The following is a 25,068-nucleotide window of genomic DNA, read 5'->3' as shown; positions in this document are numbered from 1 at the left end:
TCAAACTCAATAACGAGCTCTACACGCGTAAGGCCAATCTTACTTAAAAGGCTTTTTCGGAACCCGGCCGGTGTACATTTTTTGGCTGGAAACCACTTGCAACAGCCTGTCTTGGCTCGCTAACCCACAGCTTTCTCCCTGGATGCATCCCTGCTCCCAAATTAGCCGGTACAGCGGAATTCCGCATCTGGTTCAATAACCGCGTGTTAGCGTTACCAACAGAAGGGTGTATTCCACCATTGCTAGCAACAGCTTGCTCCCAAACCTTCCTTCTCTCTTCTCTCTTGGCAGCGTCACGGAGTTCCGTGCAGTTGATTTCATTAACGTTCAAGTCTATTACGATTTCATCACCATCCTCAACCAACCCAATTTCGCCCCCCAGCGCAGCCTCCGGGCCAACATGGCCAATAACAAGTCCCACGGACCCTCCAGAAAAACGTACATCGGTCATTAAACCAACGACAATGCCCTTCTCACGGCAGAGGGTCGTTATACGAGAAGTAGAGTCAAGCATCTCAGGCATCCCGGGAGCTCCACTCGGCCCTTCATACCGAACAATCACCATATCATTATCTTGAAAAACTTCGGGCCTATTCTCTAAGGTTTCCAAAAGACCTTCCTCACCATCAAAAACCCGCGCCTTACCAACAAAAGTATTGTCTTCCAAGCCAGCTTCCACACCAGCCAGCTTTAATACAGCGCTATATTCGGGCGACAGATTGCCACCCAATACTCGCAAACCTCCCGTCGGTTTGAACGGATTTTCCACGGTATAAATAACCTCACCATCAGGATTTGGTGGATCCAGTCGATTAACNTGTTCAGCNANGGTCTCGCNTGTACAGGTAAGCGTNTCCCCATTTAGTAATCCAGCTGCCAANAATTCCTTCACAATAACCTGGATACCCCCNTTTCCATCTATATCAACCATCGAATAACGACCAAAGGGTCGGGCATCTATCAANACNGGNACNACATNNTGCGAAAGATGGTTGAACTCATCTGGAGANATAATATCTCNCCAAAANTTCNCGAAACCTGCGGCCCNCGCTATNTCCGGGCCGTGAAGCAGAACGTTNGTAGAACCCCCTACGGCCAGTGATACAATCATCGCGTTCCTNAGAGAATCCCGGGANACGATATCTCGTGGCAAGGTTTCCGANTCTACTAATGATTTCAGATATCCGACCANCTCTCCTGGGAATTGATCTACTCTCCNAGGGTCCTCGGAAGCAGGGGAAACCATATGTAACGGCTCAAGACCAACGACCCCTATGAAGGTTTGCATGGTGTTGTAGGTAAACATCCCACCACAACTCCCGTAACCGGGACAAGCTTCACAAGCTACACGTTTTTTGACATCACCATCCTTGTGCCCCGCAATCTGAAAACCCGAGATAATATCTATCGGCTCATTTGTTTCAGAGTCCGTCCCCGGCCGGATAGCTCCATCCGACATGATAATTGCAGGTCGATTATGCTCAAGTATGGCGGCCGCGGTTCCCACAGGCGGCTTATCACAAGCAACAACCGCGATTGTTCCCTCCAGGCCACTAGCACTAAGATGCTCGCAAACCGAGTCATGCGTGACCTCCCTACCTATAAGAGAGTAACGCATCTCCTTGGTACCGTTCCGCATACCGTCCGATGTGGCGATGGTGTATTCCGGCTGAACCAGACGCATNCTCATTTTAGTTCCACTTTCGCCAATCTGCTGGAGCAAGCTCTCCTGGATGGCCTCCACCTTTCGCTGCACTCCCAAATAGCATTGCGAATCCCCCTTATTACCAATCACCCCTACAGAAGGCTCGTGGATTAGATCCATACTTGTGCCGAGCTCCCTGGCAATCCCAAATGTCTGGGCATTTCTTCCTGGATGATTATCAATGAGAACTGTCTTAGAGTTTTTCACAAGCGCTTCTCCACACGATCTAGATTCTAAAATTCACCACCAACACTGAGGGTCCGAAAAGATACCTGAGAGTATCTCTTCCAGACAACCTCAGAAAAGCAGCCCGGACAATTCTACCAAGCCATGCCAAGNGAACCAACCTAGCCAAATATCAGGATCAATTTCAAATTGTTTTTATGAAATAGCCTGCCACAAGTAATTCCCCCCAACTTACTTTCCTTTAGACTATGATATAGTGTAGAGATTGTAATTCTTGTTTCCAATAAATGTGAAAAAAATGTTGTTTCTCCGATGTATCGGCTGCTGCTTAATCGCCTGCAATATTCTGTTAATAGCCCAGCCCTCGCTGGGGTTTGATGAAACAGATCTAGAGAGATTCAAAACCTCCAACTCTTGCCCCGGTTGCGATTTACGAAAAGCCAACCTCAGCTGGCTAGACTTACGGGGAGCAGACCTCTCGGGGGCTGATCTTCGAAAAGCTCAATTGATAAGAACTAATCTCCGCAAAACAACCTTAACAGAAGCGGACTTAAGTGGAGCTAACTTATTAGCTGCAAGCCTCGTCGGAGCTGAATTAACTAATACAAACTTTTATAAGGCCAACCTTAGGGCTGCAAATATGACCGGCAACAAGCTACAAGGGACCAATTTTCGGGGAGCCGTACTTGTCGGAACCAATTTTAACGATGCCGACCTCAGCAATGCTGACTTACGTGATACTTGGTTATACGGGTCAAACCTAGAANACACGAGACTGACAGGCGCAGACATGTCAAGTGCCAAGGTTTGGTACCACCAAATAAAGAAGGCAATCCTGTGTAACACCAATACAAGGTTCTGGAAAACAATGAATTCAGGGTGCGCAGCAATGTGACCATTATTAATGAGACTTCGCTGAGTACATATATTACCACATCCAAATTTATTAAATCCTTACTTTAACCTCTGAGATATTCTCCCTTGAAACTAACAAGCCAACCCATTGCAGGGCAAAGTGTGATGTTTACCGAATGACCCTAACTTCTAACATTAACAAATTGCCAGTTGCAGATTCCCCCAACTCAGCTAAGTGGTTTTTATTGTTTGGGGTCTGGGCTTTGTATTTTGCATTTGGCCTAACCCTTGCGGCTATGGCTCCCNTGGTGGGCACGATACGTCAAGATNTAAACATAAACGACAGCACCATTGGTTTAATACTAGGAGCTTGGCCCTTAATTTTCATCGCCTCCGCCGTACCTTGTGGTNCATTCTTAGATAGAGNCGGCCCCAAATGGGCACTANTTNCAGCCGGGTTAATTATGGCGGCCTCCTGCGCTGCAAGAGGCCTAAGNACAGACCAAGTGAGCTTATTCCTTGCCGTAGCTGGATTTGGTATCGGAGGCCCNCTAATTTCCGTAGGAGCACCGAAACTTGTTGCCGCATGCTTTAAGGGAAAGCAACGAGGATTGGCGATGGGTATTTACATCACTGGACCAGCCCTTGGCAGTATCCTGGCGCTCTCCACGACTAATAGCATAGCCATGCCACTGCTCGACAATAACTNGCGANACGTCATGTTCCTATACTCAGGANTTGTCATTTGCATAAGCCTAGTCTGGGTTATCATCGCCAATCACCCGCGAACCCAGCGAATAGACGAACTTCACGTGAACGAGCGNGATCAACCNCAACGAAGGGTCTTTGTTACACTCCTTCGGCAACCAATGGTAATCANCCTATTGGTCATGGCAATTGGCGCATTCTTCTTTAATCACAGTTTGAATAATTGGCTACCAGAAATTCTACGTCGAGGAGGCATGAGTGCTTCTCAGGCCGGATATTGGGCTACCATCCCTGCCCTGGTTGGCATCTTAGGATCTTTGCTCATTCCTCGATTAGCTATTCCAAGCCGACGAAATACTTTGTTGCTTTGCTTGCTAATCATTGCTGGCAGCTCGTCTCTGCTTCTCCAGCACTCTGACAAGACCATCNCATTGAGCCTTGGGTTAGCAATGCAAGGGTTAGCTCGGGGTTCCCTTATGACAATACTAATGTTATCACTGGTAGAAACGCGTGGCGTGGGGACTAAACACGCTGGAGCAGCGGGGGGCCTGTTTTTCTCCTTTGCTGAAATNGGCGGATTCCTNGGACCCNTTTGTTTCGGGGTCTTATCTGATATTACCGGCAGTTTTACAAGCAGCCTCTACATGCTTACACTTGTTTGCTGCCTATTACTCTTGCTGTTAAAGATATTAAATCGTCTGCATCGGCAGGCATCAGTTCAATCCTAGCTGCCTACACTCCATTTCTTATCCAACGAGGACGTTCACCTTTTACTACCACCGCGCGCACATTTTCATGTGCCCACTCCCATATTCGGGCGGATGTGGGCTTTGTGACCCCAGCAACGTGAGAGGTCAAAATACAATTATCAATCCCAATAAGTGGATTGTCTGGCTCAATCGGCTCCGTTTCAAAAACATCAATCCCTGCTTGCAATATTTGGCCAGACTTAAGTGCAGAGGCCACGGCCGCTTCATCTAAAATACCCCCTCTGGCACAACAAATTAANGTTGTCCTAGAGTTCATTAANGCAAGTGCCTCGCCGTTCACCAAATTNCGACTCGTGTCATTTAAGTTGGTGCAAATACAAACTATATCTGACGTCTTAAAAAGCTCTTCATGGCTGACCCTCTTCGCTCCAAGCTGGCTCGCAACACCNTCATTTACTTCCCGAATTTCGCTGTAAATAATATCCATCTCAAANGGTCGTGCACGCTTAGCTAGNGAAGAACCGGTGTCTCCAAAACCAACTATGCCCAGCGTCAGGCCTTTCAGTTCAAAGGCACCATCAGAGAGGGTCCTTGCGGCCGGCCAGTCTGCACTCTCTGTTAGGGCCGATGCCTGAGGAAGCTTCTTTGATAAAGCCAACATGAGCGCCATGTTATGTTCTGCGACCGCCTCTTTATTTACTCCTTCTATATTACAAGCTGGTATCTGCCTCTCGGCCGTCGCTTTCAAATCAAAAGTCTCGTAACCAACACCTAACCTCTGAGCAATTTTTACATTTGTTGCCGCAGATAAAATTTGCTCGTTTACAGGCTCCATGCCAATAATAAATGCGTCTACGTCTTTTACTTTTTCCAAGTCTTCATCCGAATAGAGGCCATTTTCCCCAACAGAGACTTGGACATATTCCTCTACATCTTCCGGCACGATATCTTCCAGATCTGGCCGAACCTTTATCAGATAACCAATCTTCATCTCATAAGTTCCTTAGCTGTCTCTCTTATACTCAAAATCAACATCCACTATTATCTTCTCCCCAGGGGGTCAGAGTTCTGCATAAAATTGCTTTTTCCAAATCCATTGCCGACAGTTTGGTTTTAGAAAGATCGGTATCTGTCAAATTAGCGTTTGCAAAGTCAACACCGCGAAACCTAGTACCGGTTAAATTAGCACCACTGAAGTCTGCACCCCCCAAAATCGAATAACTTAATATAGCATTTTCCAAATTAGCCTCAGTAAAATTTGCCCTTGTCAAAATTCCGCGGGAGAGATCGGCAAACGTAAGATCTGCACCAGATAAGTCTGCGTCATCAAGGCGAGCTTCACGCAAAGTGGCCCCACTTAGAATAGCCTCAGTTAAATACGCCCTCTGTAAATTAGCACTGGTCAGATCCGCACCCCTCAAATTAGCTTTATCTAGGTCCGTTGTCCTCAGATCTGCATCATAGAGATTAGTGTTTTCCAACGACGCCTGTCTCATATCTGAACCCCTAAGATCGGCCTGAAATAGATCCACATCTTCAAAATAAGTCCAGCGGAGGTCGGCATTCCGCATTTCGACCATTTTCAAACTGGTCCTGTAGAGAGTATGGCCACGCAACACTATTCCGTTGAAGTAACAACGGTTACAAGAATTACCATTCTTTAACCGCTCCAGACCCCAGGCAATCCTCGCCGCCAACCTCTCCGCAGAGTCTTCAGGCTCAGCCAAAACAGGGCTGACACCCAAGCCAGCAGCTATGCCCATAACCATGCCCAGCAGCAACCCATGAATAGCACGTGGCATTTTTTGCACACCTCTGATAAAAAGAGTTATTCGCTTTCAGAGCCTTGTTAGCACAAAATCTCTGAGTAATCTTCACGGAAGGCGCCAGAGATATATCTACCAACCCTTCCCTTTGAGGTAGTTCAACCCCCTTGTGTTCCCCAGTTTCTGGCCTCCTGAGATCCGAAAACCCCGGCTCGCGGTCATCCCATCTATACGCAACAACTAAACGATTGAAAATAAAGAAACTGCATGANCCCACAGCCCCGAGATTCCCAGTGAATTAAAAACCCCTAGGGCACTGCGCGCAGTGGTGGGTCAAAAACACGCAGAGCAGCATCCAGGCTCCTCGAAGCTCGGATCACATCTCCCTTGCTGACTATTAGGAAATCACCCGACTTTCGGGTACCCGGTACCAATTTTTGGATTTCATAAAGAGGAAAATCATGAGCCCGACGATAAACGCAGAAAACCGCCTTTTTCTCGCCGGAGTCTATCGAATAATCCAGCCATTCCCTAATAGCGACATGTCGGCTAAACACCTGGAGTAAGGCCTGGAGCTCAACTCGAGAAAAATGAACGGATCTGTATAGCCGTCTTTTTTCCCCTAATCTGATCAGCTCGCCCATAATCGGCCGTTCTCACACCCCTGTTCAAAGTGGCAACCTCCTTATGTTAACCTTCTGCGACGAAAGGTCAACGAAACCGACTTATTTGCATGTCCTTTTGGTCTAGCCTCCCCAATTTACTATGCAGCAAGCCTATGATTGTGTTATCAGAATACCCTATTANCTAGGAGAAAAATCTTGGGAGACATCTTTCAGGAAGTAGACGACGAAGTCCGTCAAGCACGGCTGGGGAGGCTCTGGGCGAGCTATGGCCGTTACCTGATTCTTGTGTTGGTTTGTATTGTCGTTGCTACAGCAGCGAAGGTGGGATGGGACGAACTCCGCCAGAGGCAAATGGTAGCTGAAAGCACAAGATTTTCGGCGGCTGTGGATCTTGCAGAAAGTGGGCAGCATGAGCAAGCTGCGGTTTCGTTCAATACTCTAGTGAACGAATCAGGAGNAGGTTATTCACAACTGGCTGCCCTCCGAGAGGCAGCAGCCTTAGTTGACAATAACGAATCATCTAAAGCTATCTCTGTCTATGATGAATTAGCCAATGCTCCCGGAACGGAGCCAATTTTGGCAGAGTTGTCGATAGTCCTTGCGGCTATTCAACGATTAGAACAAGGGCTCTTAAATGAAGCTATTAGCAGCTTGGAGCCTATTGCTCTAGGTTCTGGACCGTGGCAATACCTAGGTCAAGAAATCATAGCCCTTTCGAGAATACAATCTGGCGAGCTAGAAGAAGCNAGGAAACTGCTAGTAAGCTTGGCTGATGACCCCACAAGTCCCACCAGTATACGCACGAGGGCGAGAAAAATCTTAGCAACTATCCATGGGAATTCAAATTAGAAATATTTTCAAAGAGTTAGGCTTTTCTTTGAGCCTGATACTGGCTTGCCTATCTCTAGGAGGCTGCGAGACAGCTCGGACGATCCTTGGAACAGACAAGGAACCCCCTCCTATTCCAGGGAAGAGAATTTCCGTCCTAGCACTGGAGAAATCACTTGAACCTGATCCCGAATCCGCTGCTCTTATCATTGAGTTGCCCAGACCCAAAACAAACTCTGAATGGGCCCAAACCGGTGGCTCAACCACCCACGCCATGGAGCACCCGGCCGCTGATGGCAGCCTTTCCAAGGTATGGTCTATTAAATTTGGAAGAGGTGAAACGGAAAACAATCCCCTCTTGGCAGGACCAATTGTGGTCAAGCAAATGCTTTTTGCCCTAGACTCTGAAAGCAATCTATCGGCGATCAAACTTGGCGCAAACGAGGCATTTTGGAAGAAATCCTTAATTCCACGGGGCGAAGAAACAGAGGGGTCTNTAGGGGGCGGCTTGGCATATTACCAAGACACTCTCTATGTAACTACTGCCTATGGGTATATTTTAGCTCTAAATCCAGAGGACGGCGGGGTCTACTGGTGGAAAAACCTCGGGACACCGCTTAGAGGGGCTCCGGTAGCATCCGATGGAAGAATTTTTATCTTAAGCGTAGATAATCACCTTCATGTGCTTAGCCATTCGGATGGCACTACCTTGTGGGAACACCAAGGCATTGCTGAAAGTGCTGGCCTACTGGGTACCGCAGCAGTCGCTATATCTAACGATATTGTCGTTGTTCCTTATTCGTCGGGGGAACTATACGCGATGAGGGTTGAGAATGGTCGAATTGTCTGGAGCGACTCACTAATTTTTCAAGGCAGATTAGGGGCTGACACTCCCCTGAGCGACATAGATGCAAGTCCAGTNATTGTTAACAACACGGTTTATGCCAGCAGCAATAGTGGAAGACTTGTAGCCATAGATCTACGCACGGGGTCGCAGCTTTGGGAGCAAGAAATTGCGAGCTCGGAAACCCCTTGGGCGGCAGGCAGTTACTTATTCGTCATGACCACTGGAAACGATCTGGTTTGCCTACATCGTGTNACCGGTAAAATTCACTGGATATCACCGATGCCTAAACTTGATGACCCGGGTGATGAAAAGAGCCATTTGGTTTGGACCCGACCGCTACTTGCAGGAGATCGCCTGATCCTTGCAAACAACGTTGGAGACATACGGGCAATCTCACCATATTCCGGAAAAATTCTCGGTCAAATTTCATTGGGAACGGGAATTAAGGTCTCTCCCATTATAGCCAGGGGAACCATTTATATATTAACAGACGACGCCGAAGCCATTGCTTTAAGATAAGTAGCCTTATTTAGAGGATGGAGTATTTATGCCCGCAACTATAGCAATAGTAGGACGGCCAAACGTTGGTAAGTCAACTCTCTTCAATAGACTTGTGGGAAAAAAATCTGCACTAACAGATCCGCAACCCGGCGTAACCCGCGACCGGAGGGAGGGCATAGTAGATTTTGGAACGCATTCATTTTGCATCATTGATACGGCTGGCCTCGAGGCCAGCCCCCAGTCCGAGTTGGAAAACAATATGCAAAATCAAACCATTTCAGCGATTTCTTTGGCAGATTTAGTTCTNTTGGTGATTGATGGTCGTTCCGGCCTAATGCCGTTGGACGAGCATTTTAACGAATTGGTCCGCAAAAGTAACAAGCCTGCTATAGTAGTTGTCAACAAATCGGAAGGTCGTGCTGGTCACTCTACACAACTCGAATCCTTCTCGCTTGGTCTTGGCGAACCGATACTGGTGTCTGCTCAACACGGAGACGGAGTCTTTGAGCTACTATCTGAAGTTACGCAATTGCTCCTCGACAAAAGTCAAAATCTAAATATTTCGACTTCTCCAGATAAAAAAAGTATTAGCATCGCTATCTTGGGCCGTCCCAATACCGGAAAGAGCACTCTCTTTAACGCCCTGCTGGGCGAAAATCGCGTAATGACTGGTCCAGAGCCAGGCGTCACCCGCGACGCCATTCACGTCGACTGGACATACGATAAGCAACCATTGCGCCTAGTCGATACAGCTGGCCTTCGGCGGAAGGCCCGGGTAACAGACCGGCTAGAGCAAATGTCCACCGAAGATACCATGAAAGCCTTGCGATTTTGCAATGTAGCGTTCCTTGTTTTAGATGCAGTCGAAAACCTGGAGAGACAAGACATTAACATTGCCCGCAACATTGCTGATCAGGGAAGAGCTATNGTAATGGTTCTAAATAAATGGGATTTGGTACTGAGAAGCANGGAACGAGAAAACTATTTTAGAAAACAAGTCGAATTATCACTACCTCAAATTAGAGGCGTTGCAATAGTCAAGTGCTCAGCAACCACGACAGCGGGAATTGATCTGCTGATGAAACAAACCTTTGCAGCTCACCGACAATGGAATCGGCGCATCAACACCTCGGACCTAAATCGTTGGCTTGTAGCCACATCCCAGCGCCACCCACCCCCCATGGTTAATAAAAGAGCAATTAAAATAAAATACATAACCCAGTACGCAACGAGGCCACCTCGTTTCTCACTTTCTATCAATCGGGCGGGAGGCCTATCTGATACTTACATCCGCTACCTGACCAATGAACTCCGGAATGCCTTCCACTTGCCAGGAACACCAATCAGAATGTTAGCGCGCGCTCGAAACAATCCATATTCCCCGCAATAGCCAGGCAACTCATATTCCGGCTTTGACCAACGCTCCATGTTGGGTAGAATCTGGAGCACACAAATCCACAAATAGGTCGGTCACTGATTCAGGCAGGGGAAGTNGACTCTTGTCCTCACCCGGAACAGCCTCAGTCCTCATATCAGTGTGAATGGATCCTGGGTCAACCAAATTCACTAAAACGGATGTACCTTTGGTTTCTGCAGCGTAAATCCTCACTAACATCTCTAAACCTGCTTTACTGACTGAATAGGCCCCCCAATAAGGCGCAACCACATGCCCCACCCTCGAAGTCAAAAAAATTGCCCGCCCATGCCTAGCTGCTCGTAGCAGGGGATCAAAACTACGCAACAAACGCCAATTTGCAGTTAAATTTACTTGTAGAACCCGATCCCAAATATTCGGCGAAACGTGCCCGATGGGGCTTAATACCCCCAATTGNGCGGCGTTGCCTATAAGAACATCCACCCTTCCATACCTCTGGAAAAGGNGCTCGGCTAGACGATCTACTCCAGGACCATCAGTAATATCCAAAGGAACGAGAGTGCAACTTCCACCGATATCGCTAATCAAATCATCTAGTGATTCAAGCGCTGCTATATTTCGCGCAAGAGCTATCACGTGTGCACCCTCCGAGGCAAACCGCAGAGCTAGGGCACGGCCGATACCCCGGGAAGCCCCAGTTACCAATACTACCGCCCCGTCAAGGAAACCTTTCACTTTTCGCCGACCTCATCAAGGAGCGATAATTGAGTCGACTCCTGGCCATCCAAGTGATCTGTCAGGGCTATCGGGTAGTCGCCAGTAAAACAAGCATCANACATTTGCGGATTATCATTTTCACGTCCCACAAAGCCCATCGCTCGGTACATTCCGTCGATAGAAATAAAAGCCAGACTGTCCACTCCTATAAATTCACCCATAGTCTGAGCATCCATCTTGTAGGCGAGCAACTGGGATCTNNGAGGAGTATCGACCCCATAAAAACAGGAATAACTTGTCGGAGGGCTCGCGATCCGCATATGGACTTCTTTTGCCCCCGCCCCGCGGACCAATTCAACTATTTTGGTGGACGTCGTTCCTCGCACTATCGAGTCATCTATCAACACAACCCTTTTCCCAGCCAAAGCCGCACGATTAGCATTGTGTTTGAGCCTCACCCCCAAATGGCGAATTGAATCCATGGGCTCGATAAATGTCCTACCTACGTAATGATTTCTGATTATTCCTAGNTCNAAGGGNAGATTAGCATATTCCGCATAGCCTATGGCACCGGGCACACCTGAATCAGGTACNGGCACCACTAGATCAGCATCTACGCCACATTCTTTCGCCAGTTCAGCGCCGATTTTTTTTCGCGCCTCGTAAACATTGATTCCTTCAACAACACTATCTGGACGAGAAAAATAAATATACTCAAAAACGCAGAAGCGTTTTTGAACACTTTTCGTAAACGGCCGCAAACTGCGCAAGCCATCTTCATCAATTACAACAACCTCGCCTGGGTCAATATCCCTGACAAATGTCGCGCCAATAATATCTAATGCACAGGTTTCTGAACAGACTATATAACCTCCATCCAATTCCCCCAGAACCAACGGCCGAACGCCATAGGGATCCCTAGCCCCTATTAAACCCTCATCAGTTTGGATCACCAGAGAATANGCTCCTACAAGATGATGCAACGCGTCTACAAATTTTTCCAGGAAATCNTGCTGTGAACAAGTGGCTATTAAATGAACAATCACCTCTGTGTCCATGGTAGACTGAAATATAGAACCTCTCTTTTCAAGNTGGCGCCTTAATTGAGTTGCGTTAGTAATATTACCATTGTGAGCTATGGCTAAGCCACCACCAGCGAGATCAGCAAACAAAGGCTGAACATTCCTTATTACTGTCTCTCCGGCTGTAGAGTAACGAACGTGCCCTATGGCAGACCGACCCCTTAACCGCCCAATAACACTGGCTTCCGAAAAATTATCTCCCACGTTTCCCAAACTTCGGTGACTATGAAAGTGTGTGCCATCAAAACTAACTATCCCNGCAGCCTCTTGACCCCTATGCTGCAAAGCGTGAAGTCCTAATGCGACGTGAGCCGCCGCATCGGGGTGGCCATATAGCCCAAAGACGCCGCACTCCTCACGAAGTTTNTCATCCTTAAAAGGATTAGTAATTATTTCCAACGGACCAGCAGCCACTAGTTTGCTTCCCTCAAGGAATCATTTTGCAAATTATCAATTAGTCTATCCATATCGCCAGTCTCTTGCTGATTGTAGGCCGGAGGCTCTTCTCCCGTCTCAGGCGCGGCCACAGGGGGCTCCGCAAATCGCTTCATTTCCTCTAATTTTTCTCTAGTTTCTTTTAGTTCCTCCGCTTGATCCTGAACCTCTCTGAGCCCAATAGCCGGAATATTTAGAATGTCCTCAGGAATAAAGCGTACAATCATGCCAGCCCCGTTATCAACCATATCAAAAGTGTGGGCATCCAGCACCCAAGCGGGAGTTGAATCTTCGTCGCGCCAAGCCGCTCGGGTCGCTACAATATACAAAACCAATATCACCAGAAGGCCTCGTATAGCACCAAAGAGAAAACCTAGTGAACGATCCAGGCTACTCAGAGGACTTCGGCGGACACGGGAAACCACAAAATGAATTCCGANCCACACTACTGCTAAAGTTCCGATAAATATCGTGGCCGCCGCCGCCAGATCTGCCAACCATTCTGTTCCTACCANATCCCTAGCGTATTTTTGGCCCCATGAAAAAAAATGCAGCGTTACAAACGCTGCGCCAACCCATCCCGCTATGGCCAAAGCTTCCCGCACAAAACCGCGATAAAAAGCGAAAATTGATGAGAGAGCTATCGTAGTTACCACAAGCAAATCGGGGAGGTTGGCCACTAACCAGGAGAATCCTGAAGGCTCACTCATTTAACTTCCCCAACAAACAATAACAACGCTAAAAATTGTTACCCCACCCACAAATCCCCTAAAGCCCCCGAGGACTTTAGGGAACACAACCCCACATTCAGAGGCCCACCTACACTAGAAAATGGACCATGGATCCAACCGGCCGATAAAAATCTCGCAAACAACTAATCTCAAACATACCAACAACTATACACCATGAGTAGTCGGATTAGGAGCAAATAAACAGCCTTTCCAGGCTTATCGCCCAAAAAATCACTAACAAATGGCCGGCAGCACCGACACCAGTCATTCGCCACCTANCTCATCAATATATACACGCCTTATTCGGTGACTGATGCGGGCGAGAATCTCGTAGCCAATGGTTCCCGCTTCCGACGCCAGCACATCCACGGGCCTCCGTGGGCCAATTATTTCCACTGGTTCCGTCTCCACATCAATGGTCTCCGGTACCCGAGAAATATCTAATGTTATTGCGTCCATGGATACGCGCCCTATTACCGGGACGCGGGTATCTCCAATATATGCGCTCGCCCTGCCCCCCAAAGCACGCAAAAAGCCATCTGCGTAACCAACCGGCACTGTGGCTACACGGGTCCGCGCATTGATTTGATGTGTGGCACCATAGCCAACGGTTGTTGGGCTGTCAACGAAACGCACTTGGGTAACCTTTGCCCGCAAGTTCAGTACACCCACCATCCTATTTGGCTTTTCCGGCTGCGGATTAATTCCGTAGAGCGCAGCGCCAGCACGTGCCAATGCAAAATGGTAATCCTCACCCAGAAAAATTCCCGACGAATTTGCTAAACTCAGGACGCAACTGGGTCTTTGNTCTAAACCCAGGATATCCACAAACTGCCCGAACCGTTTCATCTGAACTCCATTTAACCAGTGCAGTTCATCTTCAGCACAGGCCAAATGGCTCATCAAAAGAGAGGGCTTAACNCTCCCTTCAAGCCGCTCCTTAAGAGGCATGAGTTGTGGTTCCGCTATACCATATCGTGTCATCCCGGTATCTAGCTGAATGCCTGCAGCCAGTTCGCCAGCCCTTCGTTTTTCTAGCCACTGATCCACCTGACTTAAATCATTTAAGATCGGCCGTATACTCAAATCCCTAGAATAAAGCTTCCAGTCCTGGAATTCCGTGATACCATTCAACACGTAAATGGTAGAATGTTTGGATACACGCCTCACCTCTACGGCCTCTTGGGCGGTTGTCACGAAAAACACGCAACAACCCTCGTCTGCCAGAACAGGGACAACTCTTTCCACCCCTAGTCCATAAGCGTCCGCTTTAACTACGGCAGCCAGCTCTGCGCCTGTTATTAGCTCCCGTTTTAGCCGCCTAAAATTACGGCGAATAGCGCCAAGATCTACAACTATTTCCCCGGTTGGCACTTCCAAAGCCGGTCTCAACCCAGTTGGTCTGGAAGATGCGTGTTAGCTGCATATGTGCGGAACCGCGTAGTTTCAGGATCAAATTTTAGCCCAACCCGTCCTATGGGTCCATGCCTTTGTTTGGCAACAATAACATCAGCGAGCCCGGTTGCATTCTCAAACCGTTCCTGCCACCGATTATANCGCTCGTTGAATCTGTCAGACGTTTCATCAGCGCCTTGTTGGGGCTCGCTCCGCTCAAGGTAGTATTCCTCTCGGTAAATAAACATTACAACATCACTATCCTGTTCAATAGTCCCGGATTCCCTCAAATCAGCCAACTGAGGTCGCTTATCTTCCCTCAGTTCCACAGCTCTACTCAACTGTGACAAAGCAAGAACAGGCAAATCCAATTCTTTTGCCAAGGCCTTTAAGCCTTGCGTAATTTGGGAAATTTCCTGCACTCTATTCTCAGCACGTCGAGCTGGTCGTAGCAATTGAAGGTAGTCAATTATAATTAGCGATAAGCCTTCAGTCCGCTTCAGACGTCTCGCCCGAGTACGCAATTGAGATACAGACAGAGCCGGGGTATCATCTATAAATAATGGAGCCTCTCCCAATTTTTGCCCAGCCCTAACCAAATGAACAAATTCCTCATCGTCTTTTATTTTGCCTCGTCTGATATGGTCAGATCTTATCCCGGCCTCGTCAGCAAGAATTCTCATCGCCAACTGCTCTGCCGACATNTCTAGAGAAAAAAAACCAACTGCACCGCTACTATCAGCCCGCTCCAGCAAAGCCCGAGCGGCGTTAAATGCTATATTGGTAGCTAGAGCGGTCTTTCCCATAGACGGGCGACCAGCCAACACAATTAGATCTGACTTGTGTAATCCCCCAAGCAGATTATCCAAGTCAACAAAGCTAGTAGCAATCCCAGCGAGTTGCCCATCCTGGCGATATGCGGTTTCAGCAAGCTTTAGCGCTCCGTCCAGAGATTCTGCAAAAGTTTGAANCCCGCCGTCCTTCCTGCCAAACTCTGCCATTCGAAACAATTCGCCTTCTGCCACCTCTATTTGGTCTAAGGCACTTTCATCAACAGCAGGATCATAACCTCGGCTTACCACTTCCTCTCCCAACCGAATAAGCTCCCTTCGCAAGCTCAAATCAGCAATGACCTTCCCGTAATCAGCCGAATGAACAAGGCTCACAGCACTTGAAACCAATCTTTCCAAATAATCATCTCGACCAATATCGGCAAGTGCTTCATCGGACGCGAAATAAGCTTTCAATGTAACTGCCGAAGCGACCTGCCCCCGAACAATTAAAGTACGGGCGGCTTCAAATAACCTCCCATGCACCGGAACGAAAAAATGCTCCGGCTCCAAAAAGTCTGAAACCCTGTCGTACACATCATTATCCATCATCAGGGCCCCTAAGAGAGCCTGCTCGGCATCAATATTCTGGGGCAAAATTGTCTCACTCGGGGCGTCAGCGCCACCACCTGATTTGGGCATTATGTTTCGTACCATGTCCATGGCAGAAGTCTAACTCGAAGAAGACAATTATAGAAGGCTCTAGGCCTGTGGATGATAAAGAAANGCGGGGATAACTGCAGCGGGTCCGATATGGCTTAAAGTCAGAACCCACCAAACGATACCCGCAGGGTAAGCGAGCNACTAGCCAAGGTCCCGCCTCTACCCCTATCTAAACTCACTTAGTGATTATCGATACAGCGATCATAGTCTGTAATATAATCACGGGTAAGCGGAACTGAAGCTTGGTTCTTAGCGAGTTGTATCTGCCAAACCACGAGACCCTGTGCACGAAAAGCAACCTCGCTTGCCGCCAAATAAAATTCCCACATACGGCAAAATTCTTCGCTATATAGGTTTGACGCCTTATGCCAGTTCCCGCAGAATCTCTCGCGCCAAACCCGCAGGGTCTTCGCATAGTGCAGTCGTAGGACTTCTATATCAGTTACAAGCAACCCCGCTTTTTCAATTGCTGGGAGCACTTCTGATATGGCAGGGATATATCCACCAGGAAAAATATACTTTCTGATAAAGGGATTGGTCACCCCAGGCCCTTCCGTTCGGCCGATAGTGTGAACAAGGGCCACACCCTCTGGAGCCAAACGATCCCGTATTGTCTGGAAGTACGAATTGAAGAAAGGCATGCCTACATGTTCGAACATACCGACCGAAACAATTCGATCATATTCCCCCCTCTCATCCCTATAATCCTTCAGGGAGAACTGCACTTTACTTGACATACCCATTGTCGAAGCACGAGAGACGGCCACTTTAAGCTGCTCTTTAGATAGGGTAAGCCCTTTCACTGTGACACCTGCTTCCCTTGCTAAATATAGCGCCAGGCCGCCCCACCCGGACCCTATATCCAATACCCTTAAGGTAGGACTCAGACAAAGCTTCCCCGCAATATGTCGCTTTTTTTGCTCTTGAGCCCTCTCCAAACTATCGGTGTTCTCGCGGAAATATGCGCACGAATACTGTTTGTCTACATCCAGAAAAAGATCATAAAGCTCTCNCGTTAGATCATAATGGTGAGCCACATTCGCTTGCGATCTCCAAGCTATATTTCTTTGCATGAACGGGCGCAGGAGAAAGTTAAATATTTTCCTCAACTTCATTAATTTGGATGGCCCAGATTCGGCAAAATTTTCAGCCATGAAGAGAAGAAAATCGTACAATGACCCATGTTCAATCGTGAGATCACCAGTCATATAAGATTCACCAAGTGCCAGCTCGGGATTGTTAGCAATCCGGAAGGCGGCANCCCGACTATGCAAGCNGACCACGAAATTGGGGCTAGCANCCGACCCAAGCATGGTCCGTTTTCCNGCCACATCCACGATATCCAGACGGCCATTAACGATAATGCGATTTATGGCTGAAAAAAGTAACAATTATGGTAACCCCAGAGAACTTATCTGCCAAACCTTTTCCGAACGCCTTAATCTTCTGCGAGACTGTCCGACCCAAGTTCTTGCTCAGTGCCGAGTTCCGGATCTTCTGGAACCTGTTCAAACAAGGCCTCTACCTCCGGCTGGGCTTCAACTTGATCACCAANAACATCGACCCCTGATGCCTGAAGCTTAGCCTCTTCCTCAGATCGNGCCACATTCACCGAAATCTCTACCTTCTCTTCAGCATGAAGCCAGACGTCAACTGCATAAACACCTAATGATTTAACAACTGATTTTAGAACAACTTGTTTTCGGTCAGTCGGGAAACCAGCCGCCGTAAGGGCAATCGCAACATCGCGAGCGCGCACCGCTCCATAGAGCTGGCCGCTATCCCCTGCCTGCTGAACTATTATCACCTCCACCCCCTTCATCCTCGCTGCCTCTAGCGAAGCGTTCTCACGTCGGGACGAGTTTTCCTTCTCTATAGCTNCCCTCTGCGCCTCGAAACTGTCTCTCGCTTCCTTAGTTGCCCGAACAGCTCTCCTCTGGGGAAGCAGATGGTTTCGGGCAAACCCATCCTTAACCCGAACAACATCACCAAGCTGACCTAACCTTTCAATCCGTTCTAACAATATAACGTCCATATCTAACCCTCTTCACCCCTGTAGCAGACAACATTACCTCGAGCCCGTTCGCAGTCCTCTAAAATCCAACCACTGGTCAACCAATCCGATGCCAATGGTTAACAGAATAGGCCACTGAAACAATAGCATAGCTAAATAAAACCCTGTCAGCAGCAGGCCTGGGATTTTTGTGCCTCCGACCCAAAGATGCACGACTCCTAATCCCTGGAACAAAAACGGAGTGAGCAAAACTAGTNTCGCTGCGCCGCCAAAAAAAGCTATCCCNCTATTACCGATGGTAACCATTACCATCGACGGGACCAGCAAACAAGCCAGCCAATTAGGCAAAGTCACATCTCCAAGAACCAGTCGCGGCCGACGAATTCCATGAAACCCCGCCATTAGGCCCTGTGCCAGAGCCCCATTGACCACCACCATTATTAACCAAGACATTCCCAAAAGCCCCGGCACAACAAATAAGTAGGCTCTCAATGTAGCCTCAGAAACGTGAGGCAGATTATGCCCCATAGCCCCTAAAACCTCTAATAAAGACCTTTCAATAAGACCTGGTAACCCGCCTTCACGCCCGGAGAACCAGGCCAGAGCAAAANCAAAGATTACCAACACATAAGTCGTTAAACCCGCCAGAATCCGGCCCGCTGGATACCACTCCTCTTCCCCTGTCGGCAACTTCCGACGTAAAGACACTCTGTGGACAATGAATAGCACCGGTCCGATATAACCAAGAACAAATACTATTGTCAGCCCTGGATCAGCAACAATCGTAAATAGAATAGAAATTAATGAAGCAGCGATTAATGAGAAAAGCCCATAGGCCAACCCCACACACAACAATGGTAGCTGGGTCAGNTACTGCAGCAGAAAAAAAGCCGGCCCTGCTAGCACTGACAGGTAGAGGGCTGCAGTCACTAAACCACCTGCACCAAGCCACAAAGCTTGTTTGATTGGCATCCTGAAAGACACCTTTTTTGTAATTACCCTGCCAACTACTTCACAACATATGAGACTAAAGCCAGGAATCGTGCCCGTTTAATGGCTCGCGCTAACTCCCGCTGCTTTTTTGCCGAAACAGCAGTTATACGGCTCGGCACAATTTTGCCTCGTTCAGAAATNAACCTTTGCAGTAACTTCACATCCTTATAATCGATCTTGGGAGCATTATTTCCAGTCAAAGGGCAGGATTTCTGCCGCCTGAAGAAAGGCCGTTTTTGTTGCCCCTGGCTCCTACTCGCCCCGTATTCCGCGTTCATTGAGCTGTCTCCTCATCTGCCTCTACCGCACCAGATTTGTTGACCTCCTGAGGACTTTCACCCGGAGCCTCGTTGGCCCCATCCAGTTTGTCAACAGATTCAGCCTTTTGTTCCTTAGGCCCCCTTTCGGGCCCCACATCACGCGGAGCACGACTTTGCATCATCACCGATGGTCCTTCCTCGAGAGCATCAGACCTAATTGTGAGGTATCGCAAAATGTCCTCATCAATCCGCATGTTTCGCTCCATCTCCCCAATCGCTTCGGGAGATGCATCAATATGGAGCATGGTATAGTGCCCCTTGCGGTTTTTCTTGATCCGGTAGGCCAAATTCCTGAGGCCCCAATATTCATGTCGACCAACCATGCCACCATTATCGGCAACAATACTTCTAAACTTCGCTACAAGCTCCTCAACCTCCTGAGCCGGGATATCTTGGCGAGCAATAAAAACAGTCTCATAGAGCGCCATGCTCCAGTTCCCCTTACTGTTAACGGTAAATCAGGCCGGGTCTCAGATTTGGCCAACTGACCTCTTTCTCCGCCGTCCGTGGGCGCGCACTATAGAGGAATCCGTATTTGGCGCAAGCCTCTAGGACGTAAACATCTTTTCCGAAGTCTGCGCTTGACACAAAACCAGCCACAAGGCAATCCCTGACTGGACTAGTTTATCCACCCAATAGGAGACCTGAGATGAAGCGCGTGCTGATCTTTCCTGGGCAAGGTTCCCAANAGATAGGTATGGGAAAAGCAATATTTGACGCTTTCCCCGAAGCCCGGCTGGTTTTTGAAGAAGTTAATGATGCCCTCAACCAAAATTTATCTCGACTTATGTTTGAAGGACCTGAAGAAGAGCTTACGCTTACAGAAAATGCCCAACCGGCCCTTATGACTAGCTCCATGGCTATAGTCAGAGTTCTTGAAGTACAGGGCAGCATAAAAATTTCTGATTTTGCAACGCACGTGGCTGGACATTCGCTCGGCGAGTACTCAGCCCTGGCAGCAGGAGGCGCTGTGACCCTGACAGATACTGCTCGGCTTTTGCGAACACGTGGCACAGCAATGCAGCAAGCCGTGCCCGTTGGCAAGGGTAAAATGGCAGCAATTATTGGCCTAGAACTAGACAAAGTAGAAGAGGTCTCTGCATCTGCTTCTATCCACGGAGTGTGTGATGTGGCGAATGATAATGCTCCCGGCCAAGTAGTGCTGAGCGGCATGGCTGAGGCCATAGACCGGGCGATCGAGTTGGCAAAAGAGGCCGGGGCTAAGAGAGCAATATCTCTTGACGTTAGTGCACCCTTCCATTGNAGCTTNCTCGAGCCAGCGGCTGAAGCCATGTCCATAGCACTGAATGAAATTGTCATCTCCTCTCCTCGCCCACCACTAGTATCAAATGTTTCTGCAACTGTAACGAATGATCCAAACCTGATACGCGCCTTGCTAATTAAACAGGTCACACAGCGAGTGCGGTGGCGTGAAATTATCGAAGAGATACAAGCGCTGGGCGGAGAGGCATTTTTTGAAATTGGAACGGGCAAAATTTTAACAAACATGAATAAACGAATTAGGAAAGGGTTGTTAAGCAGCTCCATAGAAAACCCTTCAGATATAGAAAACTTATTGAAAAGCCTTTAGCCAAAAATCCAAGTATAAAACTGGAGATACCAAACATGTTCAACTTAGCTAATCGAACTGCGCTTGTGACAGGGGCATCAGGGGATATAGGGGCATCAATTGCTCAGACACTTCACAATCAAGGTTGTCTTGTTATTTTGACAGGAACCCGGGAAGATGCGTTGCAAAAAGTGGCCAGAAACCTTGGTCCACGATGCAAGGTTGTACCCACGGACCTCTCCAATCCCTCCAACGCCGCAAAGCTGCTGGAACAACTGGGAGAAGATATCTCAGGACCGGACATTCTGGTAAATAANGCTGGAATTACCAGGGATAATCTCTCCCTCCGAATGAGAGACGAAGAATGGGCCGAAGTAATGTCTCTTAATCTCACTACCACCTTTAAGCTCTGCCAGGCAGCACTTAAATTTATGGTAAAACAGCGCTGGGGAAGAATTATAAACATAACCTCAGTCGTAGCTTTCACAGGCAACGCGGGGCAAGCAAATTATGCGGCCTCAAAGGCCGGACTCACAGGGCTCACCAAGTCACTTGCGGTTGAAACAGCCCGCCGCGGCATAACTGTCAACGCTATTGCTCCCGGCATGATAGATACAAAAATGACGCGGGGTCTCAGCGATAAGCAAAAAGAGGCGTTACGCAATAAAATACCCATGAACTCCCTTGGAGCCCCAGAAGACATTGCTGTAGCCGCCCTATATTTGGCTTCTCAAGAAGCCTCATATATTACCGGGCAAACCCTTCACATCAATGGCGGCATGGCCATGCTGTAGATTATTTGACCGGNCCCAAGGAACTTCTCTTGCGACTTNTGGCCAAGGTCTGATAAGTGTGCTACCTACCGAATCTCTATGAATAGGGATATGNATTNAAAGTTGATACAAAATTTCGATTTTTGAGTGTGAGCAGTCTGAGATGCAAAGGAGATTTTATCTATGAGTGACGTAGCGGACCGGGTAAAAAAAATCGTTGTCGAACATCTAGGGATAGAAGAAGAAAAGGTCACTGAAAATGCTAGCTTTATAGATGACTTAGGAGCAGACAGTCTCGATACTGTCGAGCTGGTCATGGCATTTGAGGAAGAGTTTAGCTGCGAAATACCAGATGACGCGGCAGAAAAAATTGTAACCGTCAAAGATGCAATCAATTTTATTGACACGCAAAATTGATCAAATAACCAACTTCAAAGCAGCATGGCTGATTTGAGGAGGGTTGTTGTCACGGGAATGGGCCTAGTCACCCCATTAGGGTGCGGGGTAGCGTACTCCTGGGAGAAGCTTTTAGCCGGCCAATCGGGAATCCGTCAGATAACTACTTTCGACACATCGGATTTACCATCTACCATAGCCGGCCTGGTCCCCAAGAATAATGAAACCCACTCCTTCAATCCTGATGACTACCTGGACCCAAAGGAACAAAGAAGGATGGATGAATTCATCCACTTTGCTCTGGCAGCAGCGACAGAAGNGATAGAAGACTCAGGCTGGAAACCCCAGAAAACAGTGGACTTTGAACGAACCGGCGTAATGGTAGGATCGGGAATAGGCGGACTCAGAACAATAGAAGAAGGTNCTTTAACACTAGCAGAAAAAGGGCCTCGCAGACTGAGCCCGTTTTTTATTCCATCTTGCCTCATTAATCTCGCCTCAGGCCAAATATCCATCCGCTTCGGATTTAAGGGCCCCAATCACTCCGTAGTTACAGCTTGCTCCACAGGGGCCCACGCCATTGGAGACGCTGCGCGGATCATCATGCTAAATGATGCAGACGTAATGATAGCCGGGGGCNCAGAAAGTCCTGTAACTCGCTTGGGCTTAGCCGGCTTTTGTGCTGCCCGTGCCCTATCAACAAACTTTAATGACGCACCAACGGAAGCTTCAAGACCCTGGGATCGCGACCGAGATGGATTCGTTATGGGCGAGGGCGCGGGAGTGTTAGTTCTAGAGGAGTACAATCACGCAATTCGAAGAGGCGCTACAATCTACGGGGAAATTGCAGGCTATGGAATGTCAGGCGATGCGCATCATGTAACAGCCCCTCCCGAGAATGGGGACGGCGGGTTTCGCTCTATGAAAGCTGCCTTAGGTCGCGCTAAAATAGATCCCGTACACGTCGATTATATAAACGCTCATGGCACGTCGACACCTCTCGGCGATGAAATTGAGCATGGAGCCGTAAAAAGGCTATTTGGCAAAAACTCTCAAAAACTGCTTATGTCCTCCACAAAGTCTTCTATTGGGCACCTATTGGGCGCAGCGGGGGCTGTCGAAGCTATTTTTACAACTCTTGCCATTAAAGATGGAATCGCCCCCCCGACATTAAATCTTGAGAAACCCTCTGTCGGATGTAGCTTGGACCTAGTCCCCCTAAAACCACGAAAAGCTTCGATTTCTGTTGCACTGTCAAACAGCTTTGGATTTGGGGGAACAAATGCCAGCTTAGTAATCCGAAGCCATGAGCAACAATAAATGGCCTAACCAACAGAATCAGCCCATCCCTTATAAAAATGTAACACGATGGCTAAATTTTCCGTTCGGCTGATAGCAATCTTTTCGGCAGGATTAATCTGCTTAACTTCAACTGCCTGGTTTTTCAATGGTTGGTTACAGAAACCCGGCCCCTTGAGAACCCACGAAACAATTATCCTATCGCCAGGTCTAGGGGTCCAAGCTATAGCGGATAGGTTGGTTTCAATTGGCGCAATACATCAACCAACACTATTCCGTGTTGCCGTCAGTCTAAGGAGGGGCGACAAATTTCTTAAAGCAGGAGAATATCAACTTGCTCCCGGAGCGACACCCGAATCCATAATTGACGACCTAATATTAGGTAAAACCGTGATCCACAAAGTTACAGTGCCTGAGGGCCTGTCTGTGTCCCAAGTGTACGCTCTAGTAACCAAGACCCCAACTTTGAGNGGAACGATTAACACGCGCTTTAGCGAAGGCTCCCTGCTACCAAACACGTACCACTACTCCCGTGGATATGACAGAAATGCTCTTCTCCAAAATATGGAAACTTTAATGAACGATACACTCGAGCAGCTATGGATAGAGCGTGATCCGAATTTACCCCTTGAGACGCCTTTTGAGGCGGTTATCCTTGCATCAATTATTGAGAAAGAAACTTCTCTGCCACAGGAACGTCCTAGAATTTCTGGTGTATTTATCAATAGATTACGGCTCGGGATGCTTCTTCAATCTGACCCGACTGTGGTTTACGGAATAACGCAAGGAAAACAACCACTAGGTCGGCCCTTAAGGCTCCATGATCTCCGCGATAAGGATAACCTTTATAATACTTATCGCCACCTCGGCCTTCCACCTGGACCGATCTCTAACCCAGGAAAGGCTTCCTTGCTAGCTGCTCTATCCCCATTAGAAACACCCGACCTATATTTTGTTGCTGACGGTCAGGGCGGTCACAATTTTGCCGAAACGCTAGCCGAACATAATAAAAACGTTAAGTTATGGAAAAAACATCGAAAGCAAGAACTAGACTGCGGAGCATGCTAGAATTATAAACCTTATAATATGGGTCATAAAAACAAGCTTCAAAGACGTGGACTAATGTTAGTCCTTTCGTCGCCATCCGGCGCCGGGAAGACCACGCTAGCCAGACGACTAGTAGAGATTGATGAGAATNTGCGCATTTCTATCTCCGTCACAACCCGCCCACCACGCCAAAACGAAGCGAACGGCAAGGATTATCACTTTGTTAATGAGGATGTTTTTCGCTCTATGGCAGACGCAGGACAGTTTTTAGAACACGCACGAGTGTTTGGACATTTATATGGAACCCCCATTCAAACAGTCAACGAATCACTGTCTAACGGGAGCGATATTCTATTTGATATTGACTGGCAGGGAGCACAACAAATAACTGAGCATGCCAGAAGTGACGTCGTAAAAATATTTGTCCTGCCTCCCTCAACAGGTGAATTGGCCCGCCGGTTGAGGACGCGCGCTCAAGACCCAGAAAGAGTGTTATCAGAACGCATGGCAAAAGCGACAGATGAAATCACCCACTGGCCCGAGTATGATTATGTGATTGTCAATGAAGATCTAGACATTGCCACTGACCAAATCAGCAATATCCTCAGTGCCGAGCGGCTACGTCGCCACCGCAGAACAGGACTGAGCAAATTTGTAGAGAAACTGACAAAAGATACTCCGTAAACACTATTCTTG

General features: G+C 48.1%; 25 protein-coding genes. 11 read left to right on the top strand and 14 right to left on the bottom strand.

All coding sequences use genetic code 11. The features are described 5' to 3' along the window. Positions 1–43 precede the first annotated feature (43 nt). Complete coding sequence (locus CMM32_06440; GenBank protein MBT06539.1) at positions 44–1,825, bottom strand: dihydroxy-acid dehydratase; 1,782 nt, start codon at positions 1,823–1,825, stop codon at positions 44–46. 340 nt (positions 1,826–2,165) lie between these two features. Between CMM32_06440 and CMM32_06435 the strand changes: the two genes are divergently transcribed. Next, positions 2,166–2,786: a hypothetical protein gene (locus tag CMM32_06435; protein ID MBT06538.1), complete on the top strand. Its 621-nt coding sequence runs from the start codon at positions 2,166–2,168 to the stop codon at positions 2,784–2,786. A 136-nt stretch (positions 2,787–2,922) separates the two neighbouring features. Next, a complete protein-coding gene (locus CMM32_06430) occupies positions 2,923–4,182 on the top strand; it encodes an MFS transporter (GenBank protein MBT06537.1) in 1,260 nt (419 codons plus the stop codon). A 4-nt stretch (positions 4,183–4,186) separates the two neighbouring features. Here CMM32_06430 and CMM32_06425 read toward each other — a convergent pair whose 3' ends face one another. The 3 genes from CMM32_06425 to CMM32_06415 form a co-directional block, all read right to left on the bottom strand. Further along, a complete protein-coding gene (locus CMM32_06425; protein MBT06536.1) occupies positions 4,187–5,155 on the bottom strand; it encodes a hypothetical protein in 969 nt (322 codons plus the stop codon). 37 nt (positions 5,156–5,192) lie between these two features. Beyond that, positions 5,193–5,966 (bottom strand): hypothetical protein, encoded by a 774-nt coding sequence (locus tag CMM32_06420; GenBank protein MBT06535.1) that lies wholly within the window; start codon positions 5,964–5,966, stop codon positions 5,193–5,195. Between the two features lie 272 nt (positions 5,967–6,238). After that, complete coding sequence (locus CMM32_06415) at positions 6,239–6,574, bottom strand: hypothetical protein (GenBank protein MBT06534.1); 336 nt, start codon at positions 6,572–6,574, stop codon at positions 6,239–6,241. Positions 6,575–6,712: 138 nt separating this feature from the next. Here CMM32_06415 and CMM32_06410 point away from each other — a divergent pair, with 138 nt between their 5' ends. The 3 genes from CMM32_06410 (at position 6,713) to CMM32_06400 (ending at position 10,122) form a co-directional block, all read left to right on the top strand. Next, positions 6,713–7,405, top strand: coding sequence for a hypothetical protein (locus tag CMM32_06410; GenBank protein MBT06533.1), 693 nt, complete (start codon positions 6,713–6,715; stop codon positions 7,403–7,405). After that, positions 7,389–8,750, top strand: coding sequence for a pyrrolo-quinoline quinone (locus tag CMM32_06405; protein ID MBT06532.1), 1,362 nt, complete (start codon positions 7,389–7,391; stop codon positions 8,748–8,750). The genes CMM32_06410 and CMM32_06405 overlap by 17 nt, the downstream gene beginning before the upstream one ends. A 28-nt stretch (positions 8,751–8,778) precedes the next feature. Beyond that, on the top strand, positions 8,779–10,122 hold the full coding sequence (locus CMM32_06400; protein MBT06531.1) for a ribosome biogenesis GTPase Der: 1,344 nt from the start codon (positions 8,779–8,781) through the stop codon (positions 10,120–10,122). Between the two features lie 9 nt (positions 10,123–10,131). Here the strand turns inward: CMM32_06400 and CMM32_06395 are convergent, their stop codons facing one another. The 10 genes from CMM32_06395 to CMM32_06350 all read right to left on the bottom strand — a co-directional run bounded on the left by CMM32_06395 (position 10,132) and on the right by CMM32_06350 (position 19,715). After that, positions 10,132–10,842, bottom strand: coding sequence for an oxidoreductase (locus CMM32_06395; protein MBT06530.1), 711 nt, complete (start codon positions 10,840–10,842; stop codon positions 10,132–10,134). After that, positions 10,839–12,305, bottom strand: coding sequence for an amidophosphoribosyltransferase (locus CMM32_06390; GenBank protein ID MBT06529.1), 1,467 nt, complete (start codon positions 12,303–12,305; stop codon positions 10,839–10,841). The genes CMM32_06395 and CMM32_06390 overlap by 4 nt, the downstream gene beginning before the upstream one ends. A 14-nt stretch (positions 12,306–12,319) precedes the next feature. Beyond that, complete coding sequence (locus CMM32_06385) at positions 12,320–13,051, bottom strand: hypothetical protein (GenBank protein ID MBT06528.1); 732 nt, start codon at positions 13,049–13,051, stop codon at positions 12,320–12,322. A gap of 285 nt (positions 13,052–13,336) precedes the next feature. Then, positions 13,337–14,464: an alanine racemase gene (gene alr, locus CMM32_06380; protein MBT06527.1), complete on the bottom strand. Its 1,128-nt coding sequence runs from the start codon at positions 14,462–14,464 to the stop codon at positions 13,337–13,339. Next, the gene (locus tag CMM32_06375) at positions 14,461–15,960 is read right to left on the bottom strand and encodes a replicative DNA helicase (protein ID MBT06526.1); all 1,500 of its coding nucleotides are present in this window, start codon (positions 15,958–15,960) and stop codon (positions 14,461–14,463) included. Before CMM32_06375 ends, alr begins: the two co-directional genes overlap by 4 nt. 179 nt (positions 15,961–16,139) lie before the next feature. Beyond that, positions 16,140–17,273, bottom strand: a complete 1,134-nt coding sequence (locus CMM32_06370; protein MBT06525.1) for an SAM-dependent methyltransferase — start codon at positions 17,271–17,273, stop codon at positions 16,140–16,142. A 125-nt stretch (positions 17,274–17,398) separates the two neighbouring features. Beyond that, entirely contained in the window at positions 17,399–17,995 is a 597-nt protein-coding gene (locus CMM32_06365; protein ID MBT06524.1) for a 50S ribosomal protein L9, read from the bottom strand. Positions 17,996–18,028: 33 nt separating this feature from the next. Then, positions 18,029–18,946, bottom strand: a complete 918-nt coding sequence (locus tag CMM32_06360) for a hypothetical protein (GenBank protein MBT06523.1) — start codon at positions 18,944–18,946, stop codon at positions 18,029–18,031. A 35-nt stretch (positions 18,947–18,981) separates the two neighbouring features. Further along, entirely contained in the window at positions 18,982–19,245 is a 264-nt protein-coding gene (gene rpsR, locus CMM32_06355; protein ID MBT06522.1) for a 30S ribosomal protein S18, read from the bottom strand. Then, positions 19,242–19,715 carry a 30S ribosomal protein S6 gene (locus tag CMM32_06350; protein MBT06521.1) on the bottom strand — a complete coding sequence of 158 codons (474 nt, stop codon included), beginning with the start codon at positions 19,713–19,715 and terminating at the stop codon, positions 19,242–19,244. Before CMM32_06350 ends, rpsR begins: the two co-directional genes overlap by 4 nt. 221 nt (positions 19,716–19,936) lie before the next feature. On the opposite strand from CMM32_06350, the gene fabD reads away from it, so the two are divergent. From fabD to CMM32_06320, 6 genes are all read left to right on the top strand, one after another. Further along, entirely contained in the window at positions 19,937–20,878 is a 942-nt protein-coding gene (gene fabD, locus CMM32_06345) for a [acyl-carrier-protein] S-malonyltransferase (GenBank protein ID MBT06520.1), read from the top strand. A gap of 35 nt (positions 20,879–20,913) precedes the next feature. Further along, positions 20,914–21,651 carry a 3-oxoacyl-[acyl-carrier-protein] reductase gene (fabG, locus tag CMM32_06340; protein ID MBT06519.1) on the top strand — a complete coding sequence of 246 codons (738 nt, stop codon included), beginning with the start codon at positions 20,914–20,916 and terminating at the stop codon, positions 21,649–21,651. A gap of 162 nt (positions 21,652–21,813) precedes the next feature. Next, complete coding sequence (locus CMM32_06335) at positions 21,814–22,047, top strand: acyl carrier protein (GenBank protein MBT06518.1); 234 nt, start codon at positions 21,814–21,816, stop codon at positions 22,045–22,047. Positions 22,048–22,080: 33 nt separating this feature from the next. After that, positions 22,081–23,346 carry a beta-ketoacyl-[acyl-carrier-protein] synthase II gene (gene fabF, locus CMM32_06330; GenBank protein MBT06517.1) on the top strand — a complete coding sequence of 422 codons (1,266 nt, stop codon included), beginning with the start codon at positions 22,081–22,083 and terminating at the stop codon, positions 23,344–23,346. A 48-nt stretch (positions 23,347–23,394) separates the two neighbouring features. Then, positions 23,395–24,393: an aminodeoxychorismate lyase gene (locus CMM32_06325; GenBank protein ID MBT06516.1), complete on the top strand. Its 999-nt coding sequence runs from the start codon at positions 23,395–23,397 to the stop codon at positions 24,391–24,393. An 18-nt stretch (positions 24,394–24,411) separates the two neighbouring features. Next, entirely contained in the window at positions 24,412–25,056 is a 645-nt protein-coding gene (locus tag CMM32_06320; GenBank protein MBT06515.1) for a guanylate kinase, read from the top strand. Positions 25,057–25,068: the final 12 nt, after the last annotated feature.

It is taken from the genome of Rhodospirillaceae bacterium (genome assembly GCA_002728255.1).
Lineage (GTDB): Bacteria > Pseudomonadota > Alphaproteobacteria > UBA7887 > UBA7887.
Note: the sequence above shows the minus strand (reverse complement) of the source record. Positions and strands in the feature narration are given on the sequence as shown.